The 19,919-nt window shown below is 44.5% G+C and carries 18 protein-coding genes; 9 read left to right on the top strand and 9 right to left on the bottom strand.

Translation table 11 applies throughout. The features are described from left to right. Window positions 1-316 precede the first annotated feature (316 nt). The 7 genes from LAQ65_RS08340 to LAQ65_RS08310 all read left to right on the top strand — a co-directional run bounded on the left by LAQ65_RS08340 (window position 317) and on the right by LAQ65_RS08310 (window position 6,967). Window positions 317-1,279, top strand: coding sequence for a ribose-phosphate pyrophosphokinase (locus LAQ65_RS08340; protein ID WP_224116492.1), 963 nt, complete (start codon window positions 317-319; stop codon window positions 1,277-1,279). Window positions 1,280-1,300: 21 nt separating this feature from the next. Further along, window positions 1,301-1,882 carry a 50S ribosomal protein L25 gene (locus tag LAQ65_RS08335; protein WP_224116491.1) on the top strand — a complete coding sequence of 194 codons (582 nt, stop codon included), beginning with the start codon at window positions 1,301-1,303 and terminating at the stop codon, window positions 1,880-1,882. A 157-nt stretch (window positions 1,883-2,039) separates the two neighbouring features. Beyond that, window positions 2,040-2,618, top strand: a complete 579-nt coding sequence (gene pth / locus LAQ65_RS08330; RefSeq protein WP_224116490.1) for an aminoacyl-tRNA hydrolase — start codon at window positions 2,040-2,042, stop codon at window positions 2,616-2,618. 135 nt (window positions 2,619-2,753) lie between these two features. Next, window positions 2,754-3,365, top strand: a complete 612-nt coding sequence (locus LAQ65_RS08325) for a fumarylacetoacetate hydrolase family protein (RefSeq protein WP_224116489.1) — start codon at window positions 2,754-2,756, stop codon at window positions 3,363-3,365. Between the two features lie 59 nt (window positions 3,366-3,424). After that, window positions 3,425-5,491 carry an alpha-ketoacid dehydrogenase subunit alpha/beta gene (locus LAQ65_RS08320; RefSeq protein ID WP_224116488.1) on the top strand — a complete coding sequence of 689 codons (2,067 nt, stop codon included), beginning with the start codon at window positions 3,425-3,427 and terminating at the stop codon, window positions 5,489-5,491. Between the two features lie 120 nt (window positions 5,492-5,611). Then, window positions 5,612-6,262 (top strand): hypothetical protein, encoded by a 651-nt coding sequence (locus LAQ65_RS08315; RefSeq protein ID WP_224116487.1) that lies wholly within the window; start codon window positions 5,612-5,614, stop codon window positions 6,260-6,262. Window positions 6,263-6,397: 135 nt separating this feature from the next. Continuing rightward, window positions 6,398-6,967, top strand: coding sequence for a fasciclin domain-containing protein (locus LAQ65_RS08310; RefSeq protein ID WP_224116486.1), 570 nt, complete (start codon window positions 6,398-6,400; stop codon window positions 6,965-6,967). 39 nt (window positions 6,968-7,006) lie between these two features. On the opposite strand, the gene LAQ65_RS08305 is transcribed toward LAQ65_RS08310, so the two are convergent. From LAQ65_RS08305 to LAQ65_RS08275, 7 genes are read right to left on the bottom strand one after another with little or no spacing between them, the layout of a single operon-like run. Next, entirely contained in the window at window positions 7,007-7,399 is a 393-nt protein-coding gene (locus LAQ65_RS08305; RefSeq protein ID WP_224116485.1) for a group III truncated hemoglobin, read from the bottom strand. A 4-nt stretch (window positions 7,400-7,403) separates the two neighbouring features. Beyond that, window positions 7,404-8,171, bottom strand: coding sequence for an ABC transporter permease subunit (locus LAQ65_RS08300; RefSeq protein WP_224116484.1), 768 nt, complete (start codon window positions 8,169-8,171; stop codon window positions 7,404-7,406). An 8-nt stretch (window positions 8,172-8,179) separates the two neighbouring features. Next, a complete protein-coding gene (locus LAQ65_RS08295; RefSeq protein ID WP_224116483.1) occupies window positions 8,180-8,887 on the bottom strand; it encodes an ABC transporter ATP-binding protein in 708 nt (235 codons plus the stop codon). After that, window positions 8,884-10,119 carry a nitrous oxide reductase family maturation protein NosD gene (gene nosD, locus LAQ65_RS08290; protein WP_224116482.1) on the bottom strand — a complete coding sequence of 412 codons (1,236 nt, stop codon included), beginning with the start codon at window positions 10,117-10,119 and terminating at the stop codon, window positions 8,884-8,886. Before nosD ends, LAQ65_RS08295 begins: the two co-directional genes overlap by 4 nt. Further along, window positions 10,116-11,132, bottom strand: coding sequence for a nitrous oxide reductase accessory protein NosL (locus tag LAQ65_RS08285; RefSeq protein WP_224116481.1), 1,017 nt, complete (start codon window positions 11,130-11,132; stop codon window positions 10,116-10,118). Before LAQ65_RS08285 ends, nosD begins: the two co-directional genes overlap by 4 nt. A gap of 11 nt (window positions 11,133-11,143) precedes the next feature. Then, window positions 11,144-13,144 (bottom strand): Sec-dependent nitrous-oxide reductase, encoded by a 2,001-nt coding sequence (nosZ, locus tag LAQ65_RS08280; RefSeq protein ID WP_224116480.1) that lies wholly within the window; start codon window positions 13,142-13,144, stop codon window positions 11,144-11,146. 23 nt (window positions 13,145-13,167) lie between these two features. Then, entirely contained in the window at window positions 13,168-13,638 is a 471-nt protein-coding gene (locus LAQ65_RS08275; protein WP_224116479.1) for a c-type cytochrome, read from the bottom strand. A gap of 223 nt (window positions 13,639-13,861) precedes the next feature. On the opposite strand from LAQ65_RS08275, the gene LAQ65_RS08270 reads away from it, so the two are divergent. Beyond that, the gene (locus tag LAQ65_RS08270) at window positions 13,862-14,470 is read left to right on the top strand and encodes a Crp/Fnr family transcriptional regulator (protein WP_224116478.1); all 609 of its coding nucleotides are present in this window, start codon (window positions 13,862-13,864) and stop codon (window positions 14,468-14,470) included. A 61-nt stretch (window positions 14,471-14,531) separates the two neighbouring features. After that, window positions 14,532-15,740 (top strand): hypothetical protein, encoded by a 1,209-nt coding sequence (locus LAQ65_RS08265; protein WP_224116477.1) that lies wholly within the window; start codon window positions 14,532-14,534, stop codon window positions 15,738-15,740. On the opposite strand, the gene dinB is transcribed toward LAQ65_RS08265, so the two are convergent. Next, window positions 15,717-16,868 (bottom strand): DNA polymerase IV, encoded by a 1,152-nt coding sequence (dinB, locus tag LAQ65_RS08260; RefSeq protein ID WP_224116476.1) that lies wholly within the window; start codon window positions 16,866-16,868, stop codon window positions 15,717-15,719. The genes LAQ65_RS08265 and dinB overlap by 24 nt on opposite strands. Then, the gene (locus tag LAQ65_RS08255) at window positions 16,858-19,854 is read right to left on the bottom strand and encodes a DNA polymerase III subunit alpha (RefSeq protein WP_224116475.1); all 2,997 of its coding nucleotides are present in this window, start codon (window positions 19,852-19,854) and stop codon (window positions 16,858-16,860) included. Before LAQ65_RS08255 ends, dinB begins: the two co-directional genes overlap by 11 nt. Window positions 19,855-19,919 lie beyond the last annotated feature (65 nt).

Here is a 19,919-nt window from a genome sequence, read left to right as displayed (position 1 = left end):
AACTATGAACGCCCGTACATTCAACACCCTGGGAGGCTTCCAATCAATGTTATTCTGCATTGGGATTTACATTGTTGCGCTATTCTTTTCCATTTTTATTTGTTCAGCTATTTTCAAGGCCGTAAGTGGTCATAGAGGGGCTGATAACAGTACCGCTAAAATCTCCGTCAGTTCCACCGGAAGCCGGGTATTGGTAGCATCACGATAAACCAAAATTTGAATAGTTAAAAAAGGTTGTGCACAAACACAACCTTTTTCTGTTGGCCCTATTTTCTTTTTGGTCCATTGGTTATCTTCGCCGCACCAACACGTTACTATGCAATCCACCGCAAAAATTTTCTCTGGTACCGGTTCGCAATACCTGGCAGAAAAGATCGCCAATAGTTATGGCATTCCCCTGGGTAAGATCAATATCCAGAAGTTCAGCGACGGGGAAATTCAGCCGGTTTACCAGGAAAGTATCCGCGGGGATGTAGTTTTCCTGGTGCAGAGCACTTTTTCCCCTTCAGACAATCTGATGGAATTGTTACTGATGATAGACGCGGCACGGCGGGCTTCAGCCTATAAAATCGTCGCGGTAATTCCTTATTACGGTTATGCCCGGCAGGACCGGAAAGATAAACCACGGGTAGCCATCGGGTCGAAACTAATCGCCAATATGCTGACGGCGGCAGGGGCAGACAGGGTGGTAACCATGGACTTACACGCCCCGCAGATACAGGGCTACTTTGATATACCGGTGGATCACCTGGACAGTTCAGTGATTTTTATTCCTTATATAGAGCATTTAAAACTGGAAAACCTTACCTTTGCGGCCCCTGACGTGGGTAGCGCCAACAGGATCAGGGAAATTGCCAGTTATTTCAATGCCGAAATGGTGATCTGTGACAAGCACAGGAAACGGGCCAACGAAATAGCCAGCATGGTGGTAATCGGAGATGTTACCGACAAAAATGTAGTTCTTATTGATGATATCTGTGATACAGGCGGAACCCTTGCCAAGAGTGCAGGATTACTGCTCGAAAAGGGGGCCAGGAGTGTAAGGGCGATGTGTACGCACCCGGTACTTAGTGGCAAAGCCTATGAAAATATAGGCAACAGTGTACTGGAAGAACTGGTAGTTTGTGATACAATTCCACTGAAGCAGCAGATCGATAAGATCAAAGTATTATCAGTAGCAGATTTGTTTGGTGTGGCGTTACGGAATGCCTTTGAACAGCGGAGTATTACCAGCCTGTTCATCCATTCGCAAAGGAAGGAAGCGCAAAAGGAGCAATAATTTTTTTTAAATACAACAACAATGAAGACAATTACAATCGAAGGACAACTCAGGACCGAAACCGGGAAGAAAGCCACCCGCCAACTTCGCTCTGAGGAAAAAGTGCCAGGTGTAATTTATGGAGGCGCAACCGAAATTAATTTCGTTGCCCCAGCCAAGGCTTTTAAGGCTCTGGTGTACACCCCGGAATTTCAGTTAGCAGAAGTGAAAATTGATGGAAAAACGTATCGCTGCATCCTCAAAGACCTGCAATTTGACAAAGTTTCAGATTTACTGACCCACGTGGACCTGCTTGAACTGGTTGAAACCAAAAAAGTGATCGCCACTTTACCCCTGCACCTTACAGGTGCGCCAAAAGGAGTAAAAGAAGGCGGAAAGCTGGTAACCAAGATCAAGTCATTGAAAGTGAAAACCCTGCCGAAATACCTGAAAGCAAGTATTGAACTTGATATTACTAACCTTGACCTGAACGAGAACATCCGCGTAGAAGATGTAAAGGCAGAGAATATGGAGATTTTGAACTCACCCCGTATTCCTATCGCTTCTATCGTAATGACCCGCCAATTGAAGCAGGAAGAAGCTGCTGATAAGGGTAAGAAATAAGTGAAGTAAGCCGTAAACAGTAAGTCGTGAGCGGTAAGCATAACCTAGTTAAATGCATCCTGTTGAAGGGTGCATTTTTTTGTTTGCGGCTTACTACTTACTGTTCACTGCTCACCAAATCGCCTTATCTTTCCCCCAAATCGCATAACTCTCCGGAATGAGTAAATTTCTGATTGTTGGACTGGGCAATATCGGCGAAGAGTATGCCCATACCCGACATAATATCGGGTTTGATATTGTTGATGAACTGGTCAAAAAGCACGAGGGCCGGTTCAGGGCCGACCGCCTGGCAGATGTTGCAGAAATAAAGGTGCGGGGGAAGCAATTGGTTTGTATAAAACCAACTACCTACATGAACCTGAGCGGCCGGTCTGTTAAATACTGGAAGGATAAGGAAAATATACCCCTTGAAAATGTACTGGTTGTAGTAGATGAACTGGCCCTGCCGCTGGAAAGGCTGCGGGTCCGGGGATCGGGAAGCGACGGCGGACATAACGGCCTTAGGAGCATCCAGGAACATTTAGGCACAACCGAATACCCCAAATTGCGGTTTGGGATTGGGAATAATTACCCCAAAGGCCGCCAGGCCGACTACGTACTGGGCAAATGGACCGCTGAAGAATGGCCCCTGGTTGTGTTTAAGGGCATGAAATGCGTAGAACTGATTGAACAATTTGTAGCCGCCGGACTGGCCACTACCATGAATCAGTTCAACAATGTGGTGTACAAGTTATGAATATTGCTACTGAATGGTTATTTTCGCAAACCACAGGCAGTTTTTCGCCTTTATTCAATAATACCTATGTAATTCCAGGGCCGTTGAGGTCCGCTGATAATCTATGATTTTTCAATCATTAAACCCTTATTGAATATGAAGATATTCTGTATAGGCCGTAACTATGTGGCACACGCCAAGGAATTGGGAAATGATGTTCCCGATGAACCGGTTGTATTTATGAAGCCCAAAAGTGCGCTGCTTCAATCGCATACCCCTTTTTATTATCCGGAATTCACCAATGAATTGCATTTTGAATGCGAACTCGTTTTGCGGATCTGTAAAAACGGAAAGTATATACAAGACCGTTATGCGAGTAAATATTACGATGCCATCACTACCGGCATTGATTTTACCGCCCGCGACATACAAAATGAGCTCAAGGAAAAAGGACTTCCCTGGGAAAAGGCCAAAGCCTGGGATAACTCAGCCGTTATCGGCAAATGGGTAAACCTCGACGAGATCAAGAATAAAAAAGACATCAGTTTCAGCCTGCAAAAGAACAAAGAGGTCGTACAGCAGGGGAACTCCAATCTTATGATCTTTAATTTTGACCAGATCGTTGCCCATATTTCCAATTATTTCTCTGTGAATATCGGTGACCTTGTGTTTACCGGCACCCCGGCTGGTGTAGGGGAATGTGTTGTTGGAGATGAGTTGGAAGGGTATATGAACGACCAGCTCATGTTCAGTGTTGAAATAAAATAGAATATACACAACTTCCGCTAACAGGTGTTCGTTTATCTTTGCGATCGACTACACCTGTTATGATTGGACCTGAAATTTTACAAAGAGCTTATCACCATATGTGCCTTGCGCAGCATATGGCTGATACCTACGAACAACACCGTTCTGTTTGTAAATATGTCCATTCAACCTCACGCGGTCACGAAGCCATCCAGCTTGCCCTTGCATACCACCTGGACGCGGCAGATTTTGTGAGTCCATATTATCGCGATGAAAGCCTTTTACTGGGCCTTGGATTTACCCCTCTTGAATTGATGCTTCAATTACTGGCCAAAAGGGATGATCCTTTTACCGGGGGGAGGGAATATTATGCCCATCCCAATTCCAGGGGAAATAATAAACCAACAATCATCCACCAAAGTAGTGCTACCGGCATGCAGGCTATACCGACAACCGGATTGGCCCAGGGAGTTAAATATAAGGAGCAACACCTGCCAGGAACGCTTAAAAAGACTGAAAACGGACAACTGCCTGTGGTGGTCTGTTCCATGGGGGATGCCAGTGTTAATGAAGGGGAGGTAAGCGAAGCCTTTCAATTTGCCGTTCTACACCAGCTGCCCATCCTTTACCTGGTGCAGGATAACCAATGGGGTATTAGTACCCGGGCAGAGGAATCGCGTGTTGCGGATGCCTGGACCTATGCAGGGGCTTTTCCTGGCATGGAAAGGTTGCGGATCAACGGCAGCGATTTTGAAGAAAGCTACATCGTACTGGAGCAGGTACTCGATACCATCAGGAAAGAGCGGAGGCCCTTTTTGGTGCAGGCAACTGTACCCTTGCTGGGGCACCATACCAGCGGGGTAAGAAAAGAGTTTTACCGGACCGAAGAAGATTTGGCCGAAGCCTCCAAATCAGATCCGCGGCTGATAGTAAGGGGGAAATTAAGGAGGAAGGGCATTTCTGAATTAACACTCTCAGAGATAGAGAAACAGGCCCAACAGGAAATTGTAACAGCTTTTCAACAGGCCATCGAATCCCCCGAACCAGATCCCGCAAAAGTGGCAGAATTTGTATTTGTGCCAACACCGGTTCTGGAAGAACGCGGTTTAAGGACCCCGGGATTGCGGGATAAAATCATGATGGTGGACGCCGCATTATTGGCAATACGGGAAATTATGGAAACCTGCCCAGAAGCAATTTTTTACGGCGAAGATGTAGGCCGAAGGCTGGGTGGTGTTTTCAGGGAAGCCGTAACACTTGCTGAACAGTTCGGGACACACCGGGTTTTTAATACAGCAATACAGGAAGCTTATATTATTGGATCAACTGTTGGCTTGAGCGCAGTGGGACTTAAACCGATTGTTGAAGTGCAGTTTGGTGATTATATCTACCCCGGACTTAACCAGCTGGTTTCAGAAATCGCTAAATCCTGTTACCTAAGCTGCGGCAGGTTCCCGGTTCAAACCCTTATCAGGGTGCCAGTGGGTGCTTATGGAGGCGGTGGACCTTACCATAGCGGAAGTGTGGAATCAATGCTGCTATCCATCAAAGGCATTAAAGTGGTTTATCCTTCTAATGCAGCTGATATGAAGGGACTTATGAAAGCTGCCTTCCTGGATCCAAATCCGGTAGTTATGCTGGAACACAAAGGATTATACTGGAGTAAAGTGCCGGGAACAGAATCAGCCCGGATGGAAGAGCCATCCCGCGATTATATATTGCCGTTGGGAAAAGCAGCCATCGCACTACCTGCATTTGCATTGCGGGTTGAAGAGGGCGACAGCTGTTGCGTAATTACCTACGGAATGGGTGTATATTGGGCCAAGGCAGCAGCTGCCGCCTTACCCGGACAAGTTGAAGTTCTTGACCTGCGTTGCCTGTACCCGTTAGATGAAGAAATGGTGTATGCAACAGTAAAAAAGCATGGGAAGTGCCTGGTGCTTACTGAAGAACAGCAAAATAACTCCTTTGCTGAGGCATTGGCAGGCCGTATCGCCTATAATTGCTTCAAATGGCTCGATGCTCCGGTCGAAGTAATGGGTGCCTTGAACCTTCCGGCCGTTCCTTTGAATTTGGGGCTGGAAAATGCCATGTTGCCAACTCCGGAAAAGTTGCGGCAGAGACTTGAAAACTTGCTGACAAAATAAACTGCCGGTTCACCCCTTCTTTTTTCCACTTATGTATTTTAGCTTTTATATGCCCTGATTAATTCAGATATTCATCTGCGAAACTCTTCGTATTAAACCGATGTAACCAAACCTTTCCAGATGAAGAATAAAATGCTTAAAGGTGCCCACCTGTCGGAACGCAAATGCAGGGAAATTGTTAACCTGTTTTGTGAAGACCTGACTGCCACACAAATTGCGGGTATAACAGGGGTAAGCCGGATAACCATCAACGCTTATGTAAAAATGATTCGCACCAGGCTTGCCCTGTTTTGCGATGAAGCCTTTCCACAGCAGCAACTTCCGGAAAACTCCATTACTCTTTTCCAAGCACCGGACGGAATACCAGTAACGCCATTTTATGGATTTACCCGGTGGAATGGATTGGTGTTTTCAACCGGGCTCACTAAAATTTCTAAAGAACAGGTTTTAGAGTGGCAGAAACAGAAAACCGCCGACTCCCTGGTAAAAATGGATAATATCCACGCAGTGGCTGATTTTTCCAATTGGCGGTTATACCGCCGGGATAATTTTGGCAGCCATGCAATGAAGACCAATAATGATGAAATATCGGGATTTTGGGGATTGACACGGAACCGGTTAATAAAGTTCAGGGGATTGAACCGCAATACTCTTTACCTGCATATTAAAGAGTGTGAATTCAGGTACAATCACCGTAATGAAGATATGGAACAAAAATTGATGCAAATGATCAACAAAAAGCCCTTGCACGATATGCAATATCAGGCGTAAACTTTTTTTTTCTCATGTGTGTAACGCGGGTAGTTTCTACTGCCTGCTTTTTTTTGCACTATGCGTAGAATCATATTCTGGAGGTATGTTACTGATTAGTTTAGGGATATTTTTCAACCCAACAAACTTCGCAATATGAAATGCAATGCAAGAATTATCACATGTCTCGTAAGTTTAGCCATGGTAACAGCCTGCACAAATGCCCCGGAACAAAAAGAGGCATCAACTGAACCTGCACAGGCAGCAACAACACAGGCTGGCCAGTCCGGAGTGAAAGATGAAGAATCACAAAAGGATGTCGTTAAAGTGGCCATAGGCAGCGACCAGCACACTACCTTGGTTAAAGCTATCCAGGCTGCCAGTTTAGTTGATGTATTATCAAATGCAGGGCCGTTCACTGTTTTCGCGCCAACTAATGCCGCATTTGATAAACTCCCAGCCGGAACGCTTGAAAACCTGATGAAGCCGGAAAATAAAGAGAGTCTTGCCAATATTTTACAATACCATGTATATGTTGGTGGCATCAAAACAGAATCAATGACCGATGGCCAGGTATTGGGCCAGGCTAATGGAGATAATATCACCTTACAGGTGAAAGACGGAAAGGTAACTGTGAATGGTAAAGCACATATTCTCGCTTCTATCCAGGCAAGCAATGGTATTGTACATGTAATTGATGAAGTATTGCTTCCTCCTGCAAAATAATACTCCTTGTAAAACCATTTTACACCCTTCTTTCAATTCTCAGGAAAAGGAAGAAGGGTGTAATAATTTTATTTCCATTGTAGTAGCTATAGACATAGCCCTTTGTATGATCAGTTCTGTATTCGGGCCTTCGAAATGCTCGTGGGCAGTGGCTTTAAATAATTTCAACCAGTGTTCAAAGTCTTCTTTTGTTAAGGGGTGTAGACTATGCAGGTGTTTGTGAACGGCCATTGGATTGCCGTTGTAATTGCCCGAGTAAAATAAAATATTTTCCCAAAAATCGAACATTACAGGCAAATGCTTTTGAAAATTCACCTTCACCACTTCCGTAAAGAAATGCCCGATTACAGGATCAACCTGCACGTAATCGTAAAACCGGGTGATCAGTGATTCTATATCAGCCCGGTTCCTGATATCATGTTTTTTATCCATAAACCTATAGGTCTTTGTTTTTAAATTTATTGATGGCCAGCAGTGCCGGGAGGATCATCCAGAGGATGATATTTCCGGCAGCGAATATAATTCCCTGGCTGCTGCCAAAGAAATCACGGAAAAGCGCACCCGTAAATCCCATCATAGCAGATATATCAAGTTGCAGCAACAATAAAATCCTTCCAAGGTCAATAGGATTCAGCATACTAAGGGCCAGCATGGTTTTCTCCATTGGGTAATCTGCAAACTGGAACAGGATCATGAGCACCAACCCGTCGTAAATGAAAGAAAAATAAAACCATAATAATAAAGCCAAACCAATTCCCTTTGCCTTATCGCGCGTCATAACTGCAGAAAGTAAGGCCAGTGAAGCAAATACAGTACTTAAGGCGATCGCTGTAAACAGCAGGGTGAAACCACTGGTATCCGGACTATAAATAAATACAGGAATCCCGATGCCAATAAGGGTTGCTATGAAAAGGGAGGCCACAAGGCCGAGGTAAACCCCGGTTAGTAATTTGGTTCTCCGGATGGGTTGCGCTATCAGTAACTCAATAAATTCAGAAGCATTATACATGTAAATCGTGCAAAATATAATACTTACCAATGGAACAATAATGATGGTAATATTCAATAGCCCAAGCATTGCCTTCGAGGCATTATCTTCCAGTAAGAACAGGCTCATTGAAATAACCATAAGCAGCAGGGTATAAGCAATGATTATTTTATTTCTGAGAATATCCAGTAAAATATATTTAATGATCTTTTTCATGTGGCCGTTTATTGGTTTTGCATAATCCGTGCAATCACTTTATTCAATTTCTCTTCTCCGGTTTCTTTTTGCAACTTGGTAAGTGGTGAGTGGAAGCGGAGTTTTCCATCCTGCATATACACCACCTCGGTAACCAGGTCATCCAGGTCGCTTAGTACGTGCGAGGTTATAAGTGTCAGCTTGCCTTTTGATTTTTCAGATATAATTTTCTCTTTAAGGATTTCGCTGGAAACCGGGTCCAGTCCGGCTGTTGGCTCATCCAGGATCAGTATGTCGGGGTTGAACAGGAATGCCAGGCAGGCACTTACTTTTTGCCTTGTACCTCCTGAAAGTGTGCGCATCCTTTTGCCATACAGGGCTTTTAAACCAAATGCTTCCGGCAATTCCTCATCCATACTTTCATTTGCGTCTGACCGGATATCTTTCACCATATCAATCACCTGTTCAATGGTCATGTTTTCGGGAAATCGGCTCATCTGTGGCATATAGCCGATTTGTTTCCTGTAGTGCCAGTCGTGGCTGATATTTTTATTGTTTACTGTAATGAATCCGCTATCCGGAATTACCATGCCCAGCAGGCATTTTATAAATGTGGTCTTCCCGGATCCATTCGGTCCGATAAGGGCAATGGTTTGTCCCTTGTTGCAATTCAGCGATACATTATCCAGCGCCTGAAGTTTGCCAAATCGTTTATTAACATTAGTTGCGATGATCATAACGGTAATGGTTTCATAAGGGGTTCATCATCTTTCAGGCTTTCCGGCGTAATGCCTGGCAGTATTTTTTCTGCTCTTTCCAGAAGGTTTACAATCGGGCTCCTGAACAACATCATGGCGGTTGCATTCCTTTCGACGATAAGTGTATAAATACTTAATGGCCGGAAAGGGACGTCACCGATACCATTTTTATTGAGGTCATACCCTTCATATTTGTCCCAATAGTTTTTGGAAAACCGGTTTAATACCAGCGATCCGTTGGTAGATACGTCGAAACTGTTTCCGGAAAAGTTATTCTGTTCAATAATGTTGTCTTCACAGGACGCCTGCAGTTTTATGGCATTGCCATTGTGCAAAAAGCGGTTATGGATTATATGTATGCGGTTGCTTCCTTCCATATAAACTGCTGAGGTATTCCGGTAAAACAGGTTTCCTTCAGCATGACTGTCTGTAATTTCTTTCATGAGCAGTCCGTAGGCAGAACTGCCCCAGTTTTCCCTGAATTCATTCTGGTGCATAATTACTTTGTGGCTATACATAACCGCAACCCCGGCGCCATTATTACTGAAAATATTTTTCACATAAGTATCGCTGTGTGAAAACATAAAATGCAGGCCGTACCGGATGTTTTTAAAGCTGTTGTTATGGAAGATCAGGGTGTTGGTTACGAATTCGAAGTAAATCCCATCACGGTGACCCGTAATTGAATTGTTAGCTATGATCAGGTGATCACATTTCCAGCCATGAATACCGTTTCCGCTTTCCAGCTCACTTGTGCCGTCGCTTTCAATCTGGTTTCCGCTTATTACACAGCTATCGGCATGCTGGCAATAGATGCCAAAAAAATTATTCAGCAGGTGGTTGTTGCGGATGCTTACATGGGAAACATTTTTTAACCGGATGGCAGCCAGTTCATCCATGCTGGAATAGCCGGAATGCTGTATAGTGAATCCCTGGACAATTACATTATTGGAAATAATAGTGAGGATTTCGTACTTGTGTTCACCTTCCAGCACCGGGTGATCCACACCAATCAATATAATGGGTTTATTAATGATGATCCCTTTTTCCCGGTAAGTGCCAGGCATTACCCTGATTACATCGCCCGGTTTAGCCTGCTGTACCGCTGCATTGATTGTCTGGTTGGGATAAACTGTAATAGTGGCTGCCCGGGCTATTGTACAAAACAGTAACCCCCAAAATATAAGTATTGATTTGAAATGAAGGGTCATGGCTGGGCTATGGTTTTCCAATCAGTTGCAACAGCTTTTTGCTCGCCGAGGTATTTGTTTCGGTCGTCGGCGTGAAGAAATGCGGCAATATTACCACCCATTGGGCCGTGGATGGATTCGCCGCTTGCATAAAAGGCTTCACCGGCTCTGACAAGTTGCCCGCTTCCGGCATAGTCTGAAATATAGATGCCTGCAATGTCTTTATCTGTCAAATGATTTTCCTTTTTGTAACTGATCAGGCAATGCAGGTCGTCAAAGTACATCATCTTCCCTTTTGCTGTAACCAGTTCAGCTCCGAATTTTTTATCCAATATGGTCATTTTGCAATAATCACAGGGTACTTTTCCGTATGGGATTTCAGTAGGACCGGTACTGCAGGAGATCAATCCGTTTGAAAAAAGCAGTACCATTACTACTACAGGAATTGTTTTACCGATCTTAATGATTTTCCTGATTTCCAGCCAAAAGCAAAACAAAAGCAATACGGCCGCGCCGATAAAAATCCAGCCCCCCGAATCCGGTATGGAATAAGCCCCGAAATTCAATAGTTGTTTGTACCCGATCAGCGGTGGCTGGTAAGCCATACCGGGCACCACAATTGGTGCTGTCGGGTTAAGGTTATGCCCATAATTGTATTCCCAGCGATAGAAATCCATCATGGCAACAATGCCGAACAAAGCGAAAAAAATAAACCATGCATAAAAGAACCATTTACGGTTAATGATCGCAGTGAGTAAACCAAACACTGCCAGTGTGACAAATATTACTGGTAAAACCTGGAATTCCACAAAATCCTTTTCGTGGATCTGGCTCATGCCAATATAGTGGTTCAGTCCGTTAATGACTTCCACATTGCCACCCAGTTTGCTGGCGAATATCTGCATAACCAGTCCCTCAGGGTACTGTGGTGCAGATAATTCTATTCTCCAGATGGGCAGGAAAATTACTGCTGCTATTCCTATTGCGCATACAATGCAAATTACCCGGGTAGCTGTATGGAGTCTTTTATGCATGGTTCTTGATTTTATTGAGCAGCTTTTTTATCGGTCGCTTCCGGAGCAGCAGTGTTTGTACCCAGGCTGAAAGTTATTGGAACATTAGAGCCTTTTGGACTTACCCTTACATATCCCTGCATTTCCTGGTGCAATGCACTACAGAAATCGGTACAATATATCGGGTAAATACCGGTTTTTTCAGGAACCCATTTCAGGGTCTGGGTTTCACCAGGCATGATCAGCAATTCTGCAGTAGGTGCTCCTTTTACAGCGAATCCATGGGGAACATCCCAATCCTGTTCCAGGTTGGTAACATGGAAATAGACTTCATCTCCCATTGTAACGCCTTCAATATTATCAGGAGAGAAGTGGGAGCGGATTGCAGTCATGTAAACATGTACTTTATTGCCTTCCCGCACCACTTTGGTTTCTTTCTCACCTTTGGAAACGTAAGGATTTTTGTTTTCTTCTATCTTATAGATCTTCCTGGAATTTTTCATAAGCAGGTCTGCAGCTACTGCCTGTGCGTAGTGTGGTTCCCCTATTGTCGGGAAGTCGTTGATCAACTGCATTTTGTCGCCGCTGATGTCATAGATCTGTGCACTCTGGGATAGTTCAGGGCCAGTTGGCAGGTAGCGGTCTTTGGTGATTTTATTATAACCAATCACATATTTTGGATTTGGTTTTCTTGTATCACCGCCAGGGATGCAAAGGTGGCCGATTGAATAGAAAGTAGGTGCGCGGTCCAGTACCTTAAGATCCTTGATATTCCATTTTACGATTTCAGATGACACAAAGAATGAGGTGTAGGCATTTCCTTTTCCATCAAATTCTGTGTGCAATGGGCCTAATCCCGGTTTCTTAACTTCACCGTATAATGCGGCTTCATACTTAATTACAGGGATACCTTCATATTCACCTTCGTAAGTTTTATCAGCAATGGCTTTCTGGAGTTTTGAGAAAGCGAAAACAGGAATCAGTGCGGCAAGTTTTCCACTACCAACAATGTATTCACCGGTTGGGTCTACGTCGCAACCGTGCGGCGACTTCGGACAAGGGATCAAATAACAAATATCCTTAAGCGCAACGGCATCAAGTACAGTTACTTCTTCCCTGATTTCACTTTTCGCGCTGTGGGTATTTTCATCATAGGTGTTATGTGCATAGCGTACTTTTTGTTTTACGCCTTTGCCTGCTTTCAGGTACTCTTCGGCTTTTTTCCAGTTAACTGCCAGGATAAAGTCCTTATCCCTTTGTGAAGCGTTTACTTCCAAAAGTGTATTGGCTTGTTCACTATTGTAACAGCTGAAGAAAAACCAACCACTGCTGGGGCCTTTCCCGGAATGACTAAGGTCAAAGTTTACACCGGGTAACAGCAACTGAAATGCAATATCCATTGCGCCTTCCTTGCTTACGCTGATAAAGCTGAGCGTGCCTTTGAAATTCTTCTTATAGGTGTTAATGGGCACATCGCCGTTAACATAATCTACCGGTACGCTAAAACGGGTTCCTGCTACTACATATTCTGAATTTTCTGTAGTAAAGGGAGAGGAGTGGTTTCCTGCACTGTTTGGCAATTCAATGATTTCGGCGGTACGGAATGTAGTCAGGTCAATCCTGGCTACCCTTGGCGTGTTATTCGCGTTACCGAAAATCCAACGACCATCAATTTCTCCGTTGGTTTGTGACAGCTCAGTATGGTGAAGGTCGTCCCAGGGAATGAAACCATGGGATGTATTCAGCATGGGTTTTGTCTCTTCACTGTAACCATAGCCTTTTTCCGGGTCAACAGAGAATACCGGGATAACCCTGAAAAGCCGGCCGGAGGGCAATCCGTACACACTCATTTGTCCACTGAATCCACCTGAGAGGAAATTGTAGAATTCGTCGTATTTGCCAGGTGGTACATAGGCTTTTACAGCTGCATCGCCGCTAACGGCTGATGTGGTGCTTTTGGGCTTGCAGGACTGAAAGCTGATACCCAGCAATACGGCCAGCAAGAGAATCGGTTGTTTTAAAATATGGGTCATATATTGATTGTTTTAGGGCTTCTTTATTTAACTCCGTCATTCATTCTCATGAATTCCAGAATATGGCGGGCGTCATCATCGGTGAGGTTTTGGTTGGGCATCCTCACCAGGCAAATTTCAAGCTGGGCCTGGGCTTTTGGGTCTTTGCTCAGCATTTCATCAACGTTGGTAACGAAATTCATGATCCATTCCGGCTTACGCCTCTGGGTAACATTTTTCCAACCCGGACCAACCAGTTTTTCTTCGGTTAGTTTATGGCAGGCAGAGCATTTTATATCAAAAATGCCTTTCCCGGCCTGGGCCATACCGGCATCCAGTTTATCACCCAAATCAACTTTTGTGAATTTGCCGATCCCTTTTTCATCGGCAGGGGCAGCAGGTGCGCTTTCTGTGCTTTCCGCTGTAGCCGGGGTCTCTTTTTTCTCTTCCTTGTTACCGCCTCCGCAGGCATATATTAAGGAAACCATACCTGCCAGCAATAAAAACTTTTTCATAATAGGAGTTTTGATGAATTTACTGGTACAAGATTAAACCGACGCCGAAAGAGCAAATATGATTCTGCGCATAAATTGGCAGAAGGTTTGCCAGACTGATCATTATCATAGGGCTAATTGATTTTACTCATGTAAGGTGCCTGTTCATATTCATCTTTAGGACTTATCGCCGTCATTTGCCAGGTAACAAGTTTGGTTAATTTTGGAACATAAAATAATACCAATGATTGCTGAACCAATTGTTCCTGAAGATGTGCTTTTGACTTGGGGAGCTACTTATAAAAAGGTGGCAAAAGGCGAGATTATTTTTCTTGAGGGTACTAATGCCAGTTTTTACTATCAAATAATTGAAGGAAGGGTTAGGTGGGTAAATATTAATGAGGAAGGCCGGGAGTTTATCCAGGTAATGATAGAATCGGGGGAATGTTTTGGCGAGTTGCCCCTATTTGATGACAAGCCATATGCAGCCACAGCAATTGCTGATGAAGACTGTGTATTACTGCGTTTGTGTAAATCAAGTTTCCTTCAAATGATCAAATCCAGTTTTGATATCCATTTCAGCTTCACAAAGTTATTGGTATCGCGATTGCGCTTTAAGTTCCAGACACTTCGCGAATTAGCGTATAATAACCCCGAGCAAAGGATTTCCACCATGCTCAATTATTATAAAAGGACAAGGGGTGGAATCGGTAATAGCTTGTGCAAACTCCATTTAACCAGGCAGCAATTGGCTGATATGACGGGATTAAGGGTGGAAACGGTAATCAGGACCATCAGGCACCTGCACGAAAGAGGCTCCCTGAAAATACAAAGGGGTAAAGTTTTTTATTAAACCTGATTTCAATCATCTTTAGCCGGGCATGGATTTGGTTGATTTGTGACAAAGTATGCTCATGAATGCAACCGGACAAAAGTGGTGCAGGCTGGCTTTATTCAATTTCTTCCTGGTTTCTGCTGCTGGCGTTTTACTACGATTAAAAATCCTGATTTCAATTCCCTGGCTGAATTTCAAATTTATGTTGCATGCCCATTCGCATTTTGCTTTTGCAGGATGGGTCAGCCTTTTCCTGATGGCCGCACTGGTGGGCAAATTGCCGGATAACCTGGCCCCGAAATATGACCGGCTGTTGTTATTTAATTTTTTATCTGCATACGGTATGTTCTGCAGTTTCCCATTCCAGGGATATGGTCCTGTATCTATCTGTTTTTCAACTATCTCTGTTTTCCTGGGCTGGTGGTTTGCGGTTTTATACTGGAAGGATAGCATGATCGGGGAAATCAGCCCAATGATCAGGTTGGCTACAAAATGGTCGCTGGTATTCCTGGTGATTTCTGCAGTGGGTACCTTCTTCCTGGCCTGGTTAATGGCCAATAAAGTGAATCACCCCGATCTGTATTTCGGGTCAGTTTATTTCTACCTGCACTTCCAGTATAATGGCTGGTTTTTCTTTGCCATCATTGCCCTTTTTTTACACCTTATGCCATTGGAGATGCACCAGGAATTGCAGAAGCCCTTATTGTACCTGGCACTGGCTACAATTCCCGCCTTTTTTTTATCGGCTTTATGGATGCAACTGCCGGGCTGGATGTATGCAACGGCCTGCATTGCTGCAGCTGTTCAGATGATAGCTTTTTTGCGAATTGCCATCCATGTATATCCTGTTACACGTTCAGCTATTGGTTCCAGTGCAGTTAAGGCTATCTGGATGCTATCCCTGACCGCTCTGACTATAAAGTTTACCCTTCAGGCTTTATCGGTAATCCCGGCCCTCAGCCCTTATGCGTTTGCTTACAGGCCTGTGGTGATTGGTTACCTTCACCTGGTTTTACTGGGATTCGTTTCCCTCTTTGCGATAGGCTGGTTGATGCAGCATAATAATTTTCCCCTCAGGAAGGACCAGTTGCCTGTTTCGGTGGTATTATTTATTGCAGGTATTTTATTGACTGAATTAACTTTAATGGCCCAGGGGATTACCGCTATGTTTTATGTATCTATTCCACGGACCAATGAATTTTTACTGGGCGCTGCTATTTGCCTTTTTGTGTCTATCGGCTGGATGAACCTGAAGGTTAAGGCATCAGGCTCCACCGGCACGCTTTAGCTTTGATTCCCCGAAACGGATCTTAACACTGTCGATGGCCTGGTATAGCCTGATCATTTCCTGTGTATCATCAAAAAGGCTGATCTGGTAATTGCCGGGTATGAGGTGTGTGAACCGGATGCCCAGCAACCGGACAAGCATCCGCCGATCATATAATTGCTCAAAAAGTGACCGGGCGGTTGATAACAGTATATGGTCTGCAGCTGCATAAGCTATACTGCATTGCTTTGTGACCGTATCAAAATTTGCATATCGAAGTTTTACTGTAACACAACCGGTCAGCTTGTTTTGCTTTCTCAGTTCAAAAGCAATGCTTTCCGTCATTCTGACCAGTTGCGATTGCAGGAAATGCATATCAATAGTATCGGAAGGAAAGGTTTGTTCTGTTGAAATGGACTTCTGCTCGCGGTAAGGGACAACCGGTGTTTCATCAATGCCATTAGCCCGCCTTGATAATTCTATACCGGTTTTGCCTAATAAATTGTGGAGCATAACAACAGGTATTTCACTTAGCGTGCGTACGGTTTCTACACCCATCTTTTCCAGTAAGGCAGATGTTTCTTTTCCGATGCCGGGAATCTTTCCGATATGAAGTGGAGCCAGGAAATATTTTTCCCCTCCGAAGGGGATTTCCATTTGGCCATTCGGCTTTACTTCATTGGTAGCTACTTTGCTGACCAGCTTATTACTCGCTAATGCCCAGCTGATGGGTAACCCACTTTCCCTGGTGATTGTTTTTTTGAGTTCAGTGGTAAAGAGCCGGCACCCAAAATATTTATCCATACCACTGAGGTCGATATAAAACTCATCAATGGATGATTTTTCAAAAATGGGTACTTTTTCGGCAATGATCTCGGTAACAAGTCTGGAATATTTGCTATAGTCTTCCATATCGCCACTGATGATAAGGGCATGGGGGCAAAGCCGCCGGGCCAGTTTCATGGGCATGGCACTGTGGATGCCAAATTGCCTTGCTTCGTAGCTGCATGCTGCAACAACACCCCGGTCGCCGGATCCGCCAACAATTAGCGGCTTGCCCTTAAGTACCGGGTTTTTCAGGCATTCTACCGATACAAAAAAAGCATCCAGGTCGAAGTGGGCAATATGTCTGTCGGGGTTAGCCAGCATAACTCATTTCTTCAGTCCTTTTTTTTAAACCGATTTTCTTTTGCTGCTGCACTTCAAGGTTGTACACGCCAAAATCCTGTACCACTTTGCCGGTGAGCCTGTAAAATCCATTGCCATTCAGGGGGTAACGGGAAAGGCTATCCGGGAAATGAATGGTGTCGATCCAGTTCAGGGAAGCGTCTATAAAAGTGCCGAAGCACATCGTATCACCTTTAATGGTGCGTACCGGCTTATAAGTGATCAGGTAACCCATCATGGTAATATTCTGTCCCAGGTAGCAGTGCATATCAGCCGCCGCAGTATATTTCGCCGGATCATCGTCAGCCATGGGAAAAGGGCTGTGTAAAGGGAAATCCATTAATTCCATTTGGTCATACAGGTCTTCCAGTGGGTAAACCGGCAATTCAGGTAAAGAAAAACTAAGGGGTGGTTCCCGGAATAGTCGGGGTTCTGGCGGGACTTTTTGTTGCTGGTGCGACTGCAGGAAATTTGCCTCCCATAGTAACTCTTTCTTTGGTTTCCCGGTAAAAGCAAGGGCATTAATCCTGATCAGTATATTCAGGCTTTCCTTTCCCAACGCTGTCCTTTCGATCAGGTCCTGCAAATGCAGGTAGGGGCCATTTTTCTTTCTTTCCTCTACCAGTTTATCTGCGGCTGTACGTTCCAGTGATTTCAGGTGAACGAAGCCGGTATAAACATCATTTCCCTTAATATTGGTTAGCCAGTCGCTATTATTAATACAGGGTGGGTGAATACATGCACCGGTTTTATGCAATTCATAGAAATACAATTCCGTGCGGTAAAATCCACCGAAATTATTAATCACTGCCACCATGAATTCTTTGGGGTAATAGGTTTTCAAAAACAGGCTCTGGTAACTTTCAACCGCAAAGGAAGCGGAATGTGCTTTTGAAAAACTATAGCCTCCAAAGCTTTCTATCTGTCGCCATACTTCTTTACTTATAGCATCCTCATAACCTCTTTCCCGGCAGTTTACAAAGAATTTTTCCCGGATACGGTCCATCTCTTTGCTACCCCTGTATTTGCCGCTCATTGCCCGGCGCAGGATATCGGCTTCCCCCATATCGAGGCCGGCAAAATGATGTGCCACTTTGATCACATCTTCCTGGTACACCATTACCCCGTATGTTTCCTGCAGCAGTTCTTTCATCACGGGGTGGATATATTCGAAAGAATCGGGTTTATGGTAGCGCTCGATATAGGCTTTCATCATACCGCTGCTGGCAACACCCGGACGAATTATGGAACTGGCAGCAACCAGGGTCAGGTAATCATCGCATTCCAGTTTTTTCAATAACTGTCGCATCGCCGGACTCTCAATATAAAAACACCCGATGGTGTCAACGTTCCGGATCTGGTCTTTAACTTTTTTATCTTTTTTAAAATACTCGATATCATGGATATTGACACTCACCTGCTGGTTTTCCCGGATAAGCCTAAGCGCTTCTTTGATATGCCCGAGCCCGCGCTGACTGAGTATATCCAGTTTGTACAGGCCAATATTTTCGGCCACGAACATATCGATCTGGGTAGTGGGAAAACCCTTGGGCGGCATATAAACTGCAGCGTACTGGTAAATTGGCGCTTCACTGATGAGCATGCCACCCGGATGGATGCTGAGGTGGTTTGGGAAATTCACCAATAGTTTGCCGTATTGCAATATGAGCCGCTGGATCTGGTCTTCCGCTTTATTGGGTTCGAATTTGCTGTTGCGGGAATAATAACCTTTCACCGCAAGCTGGTCGATTTCCGCCTTTGGTAACCCGAAAACTTTTCCCAGTTCGCGGATTAATGCGTTGTATTGGAAAGTGGTGACCATGCCAAGAAGTGCCACCTGTTTTTTGCCATAGCGCTTAAACACATAATCTATAACATCATCGCGGTCCAGCCAGGAAAAATCGATATCAAAATCTGGTGGGGATGTTCGGTATGGGTTTAGAAACCGTTCAAAATAGAGGTCCAGCTCAATCGGGTCAACATCGGTTATCTGCAGGCAATAGGCAACGATGGAATTGGCGCCGCTGCCCCTGCCCACGTAATAATAGCCCCGGCTTTGCGCATAGCGGATAATATCCCAGGTAATCAGGAAATAAGCGTTAAATCCTAACTGGTCAATTATAGCCAGTTCTTTTTTAACCCTTTCCTGGGCAACCCTGTTGCGTTTGCCGTAGCGGTTCATACACCCGTCTGTAGCCAGTTTGGCCAGGAAAATTTTATCATCTTCAAGCGTCGCACTCAGGTTTTTTTTGTTCTTGTCGGTGTGCAGGTCCATGTCCAGTTGTACTGCTTCCATGAGCCTGTAAGTATTGGTGATAATGAAGGGATACTGAGCAAATGATTCAAGGATCTTTGCGGGTGGCACAAATACTTCTCCGGCATCGCCCTGCTGGGATTTGCTGAGTTTAGACAGGAGTGTGTTGTGTTCGATGGCGCGGAGTAACCGGTGGGCATTGAAATGCTTTTTATCCTGGAAACTTACCGGGTGCAGTACTACAAGTTTATGACGGAAAGCAGCCACCGGATAGCTAAATAATTTAGTAATATGGGCCATTTGAAGCCCGATATATTCATTTTCCAATAAGTTGTCCGGAGGTGTTGCTGTGAAAGGATAAATAACAAATCCATCGGAGGGGTCATTAAAAAATGGGTTGCCACTTGCGGTTTCGGGGAAGGGTACCTGTTGTTGCAGGTGGGTAGATAAAAATTCATTAATCCAGGCGAATCCGTTCCCGTTAACCGCAAGCAGGATATAACAGGTTTTTTCTTCATTCCTTATTTCCACGCCCAGTATAGGTTTTACGCAATATGTGTTGCAATGCTGGTAAAAGTCCCAGGCGTCACTGGTATTGTTGATATTGGTGAGGGCCAGTGCGCCAATTCCCATTTCTACGGCAGTTTTGACCAGTTCTTCGGTGTTGAAAGTGCCGTATCGAAGGCTGAAATAGGTTTTGCAATTGAGGTACATGTTGGCAATGATAGTGCCGGTAAAGGTAGGAGAAATGCTAAATAATTTGGTATTTTGTTTAAATT

Source organism: Flavihumibacter profundi (genome assembly GCF_020076305.1).
GTDB classification, from domain to species: Bacteria; Bacteroidota; Bacteroidia; order Chitinophagales; family Chitinophagaceae; genus Flavihumibacter; species Flavihumibacter profundi.
Note: the sequence above shows the minus strand (reverse complement) of the source record. Positions and strands in the feature narration are given on the sequence as shown.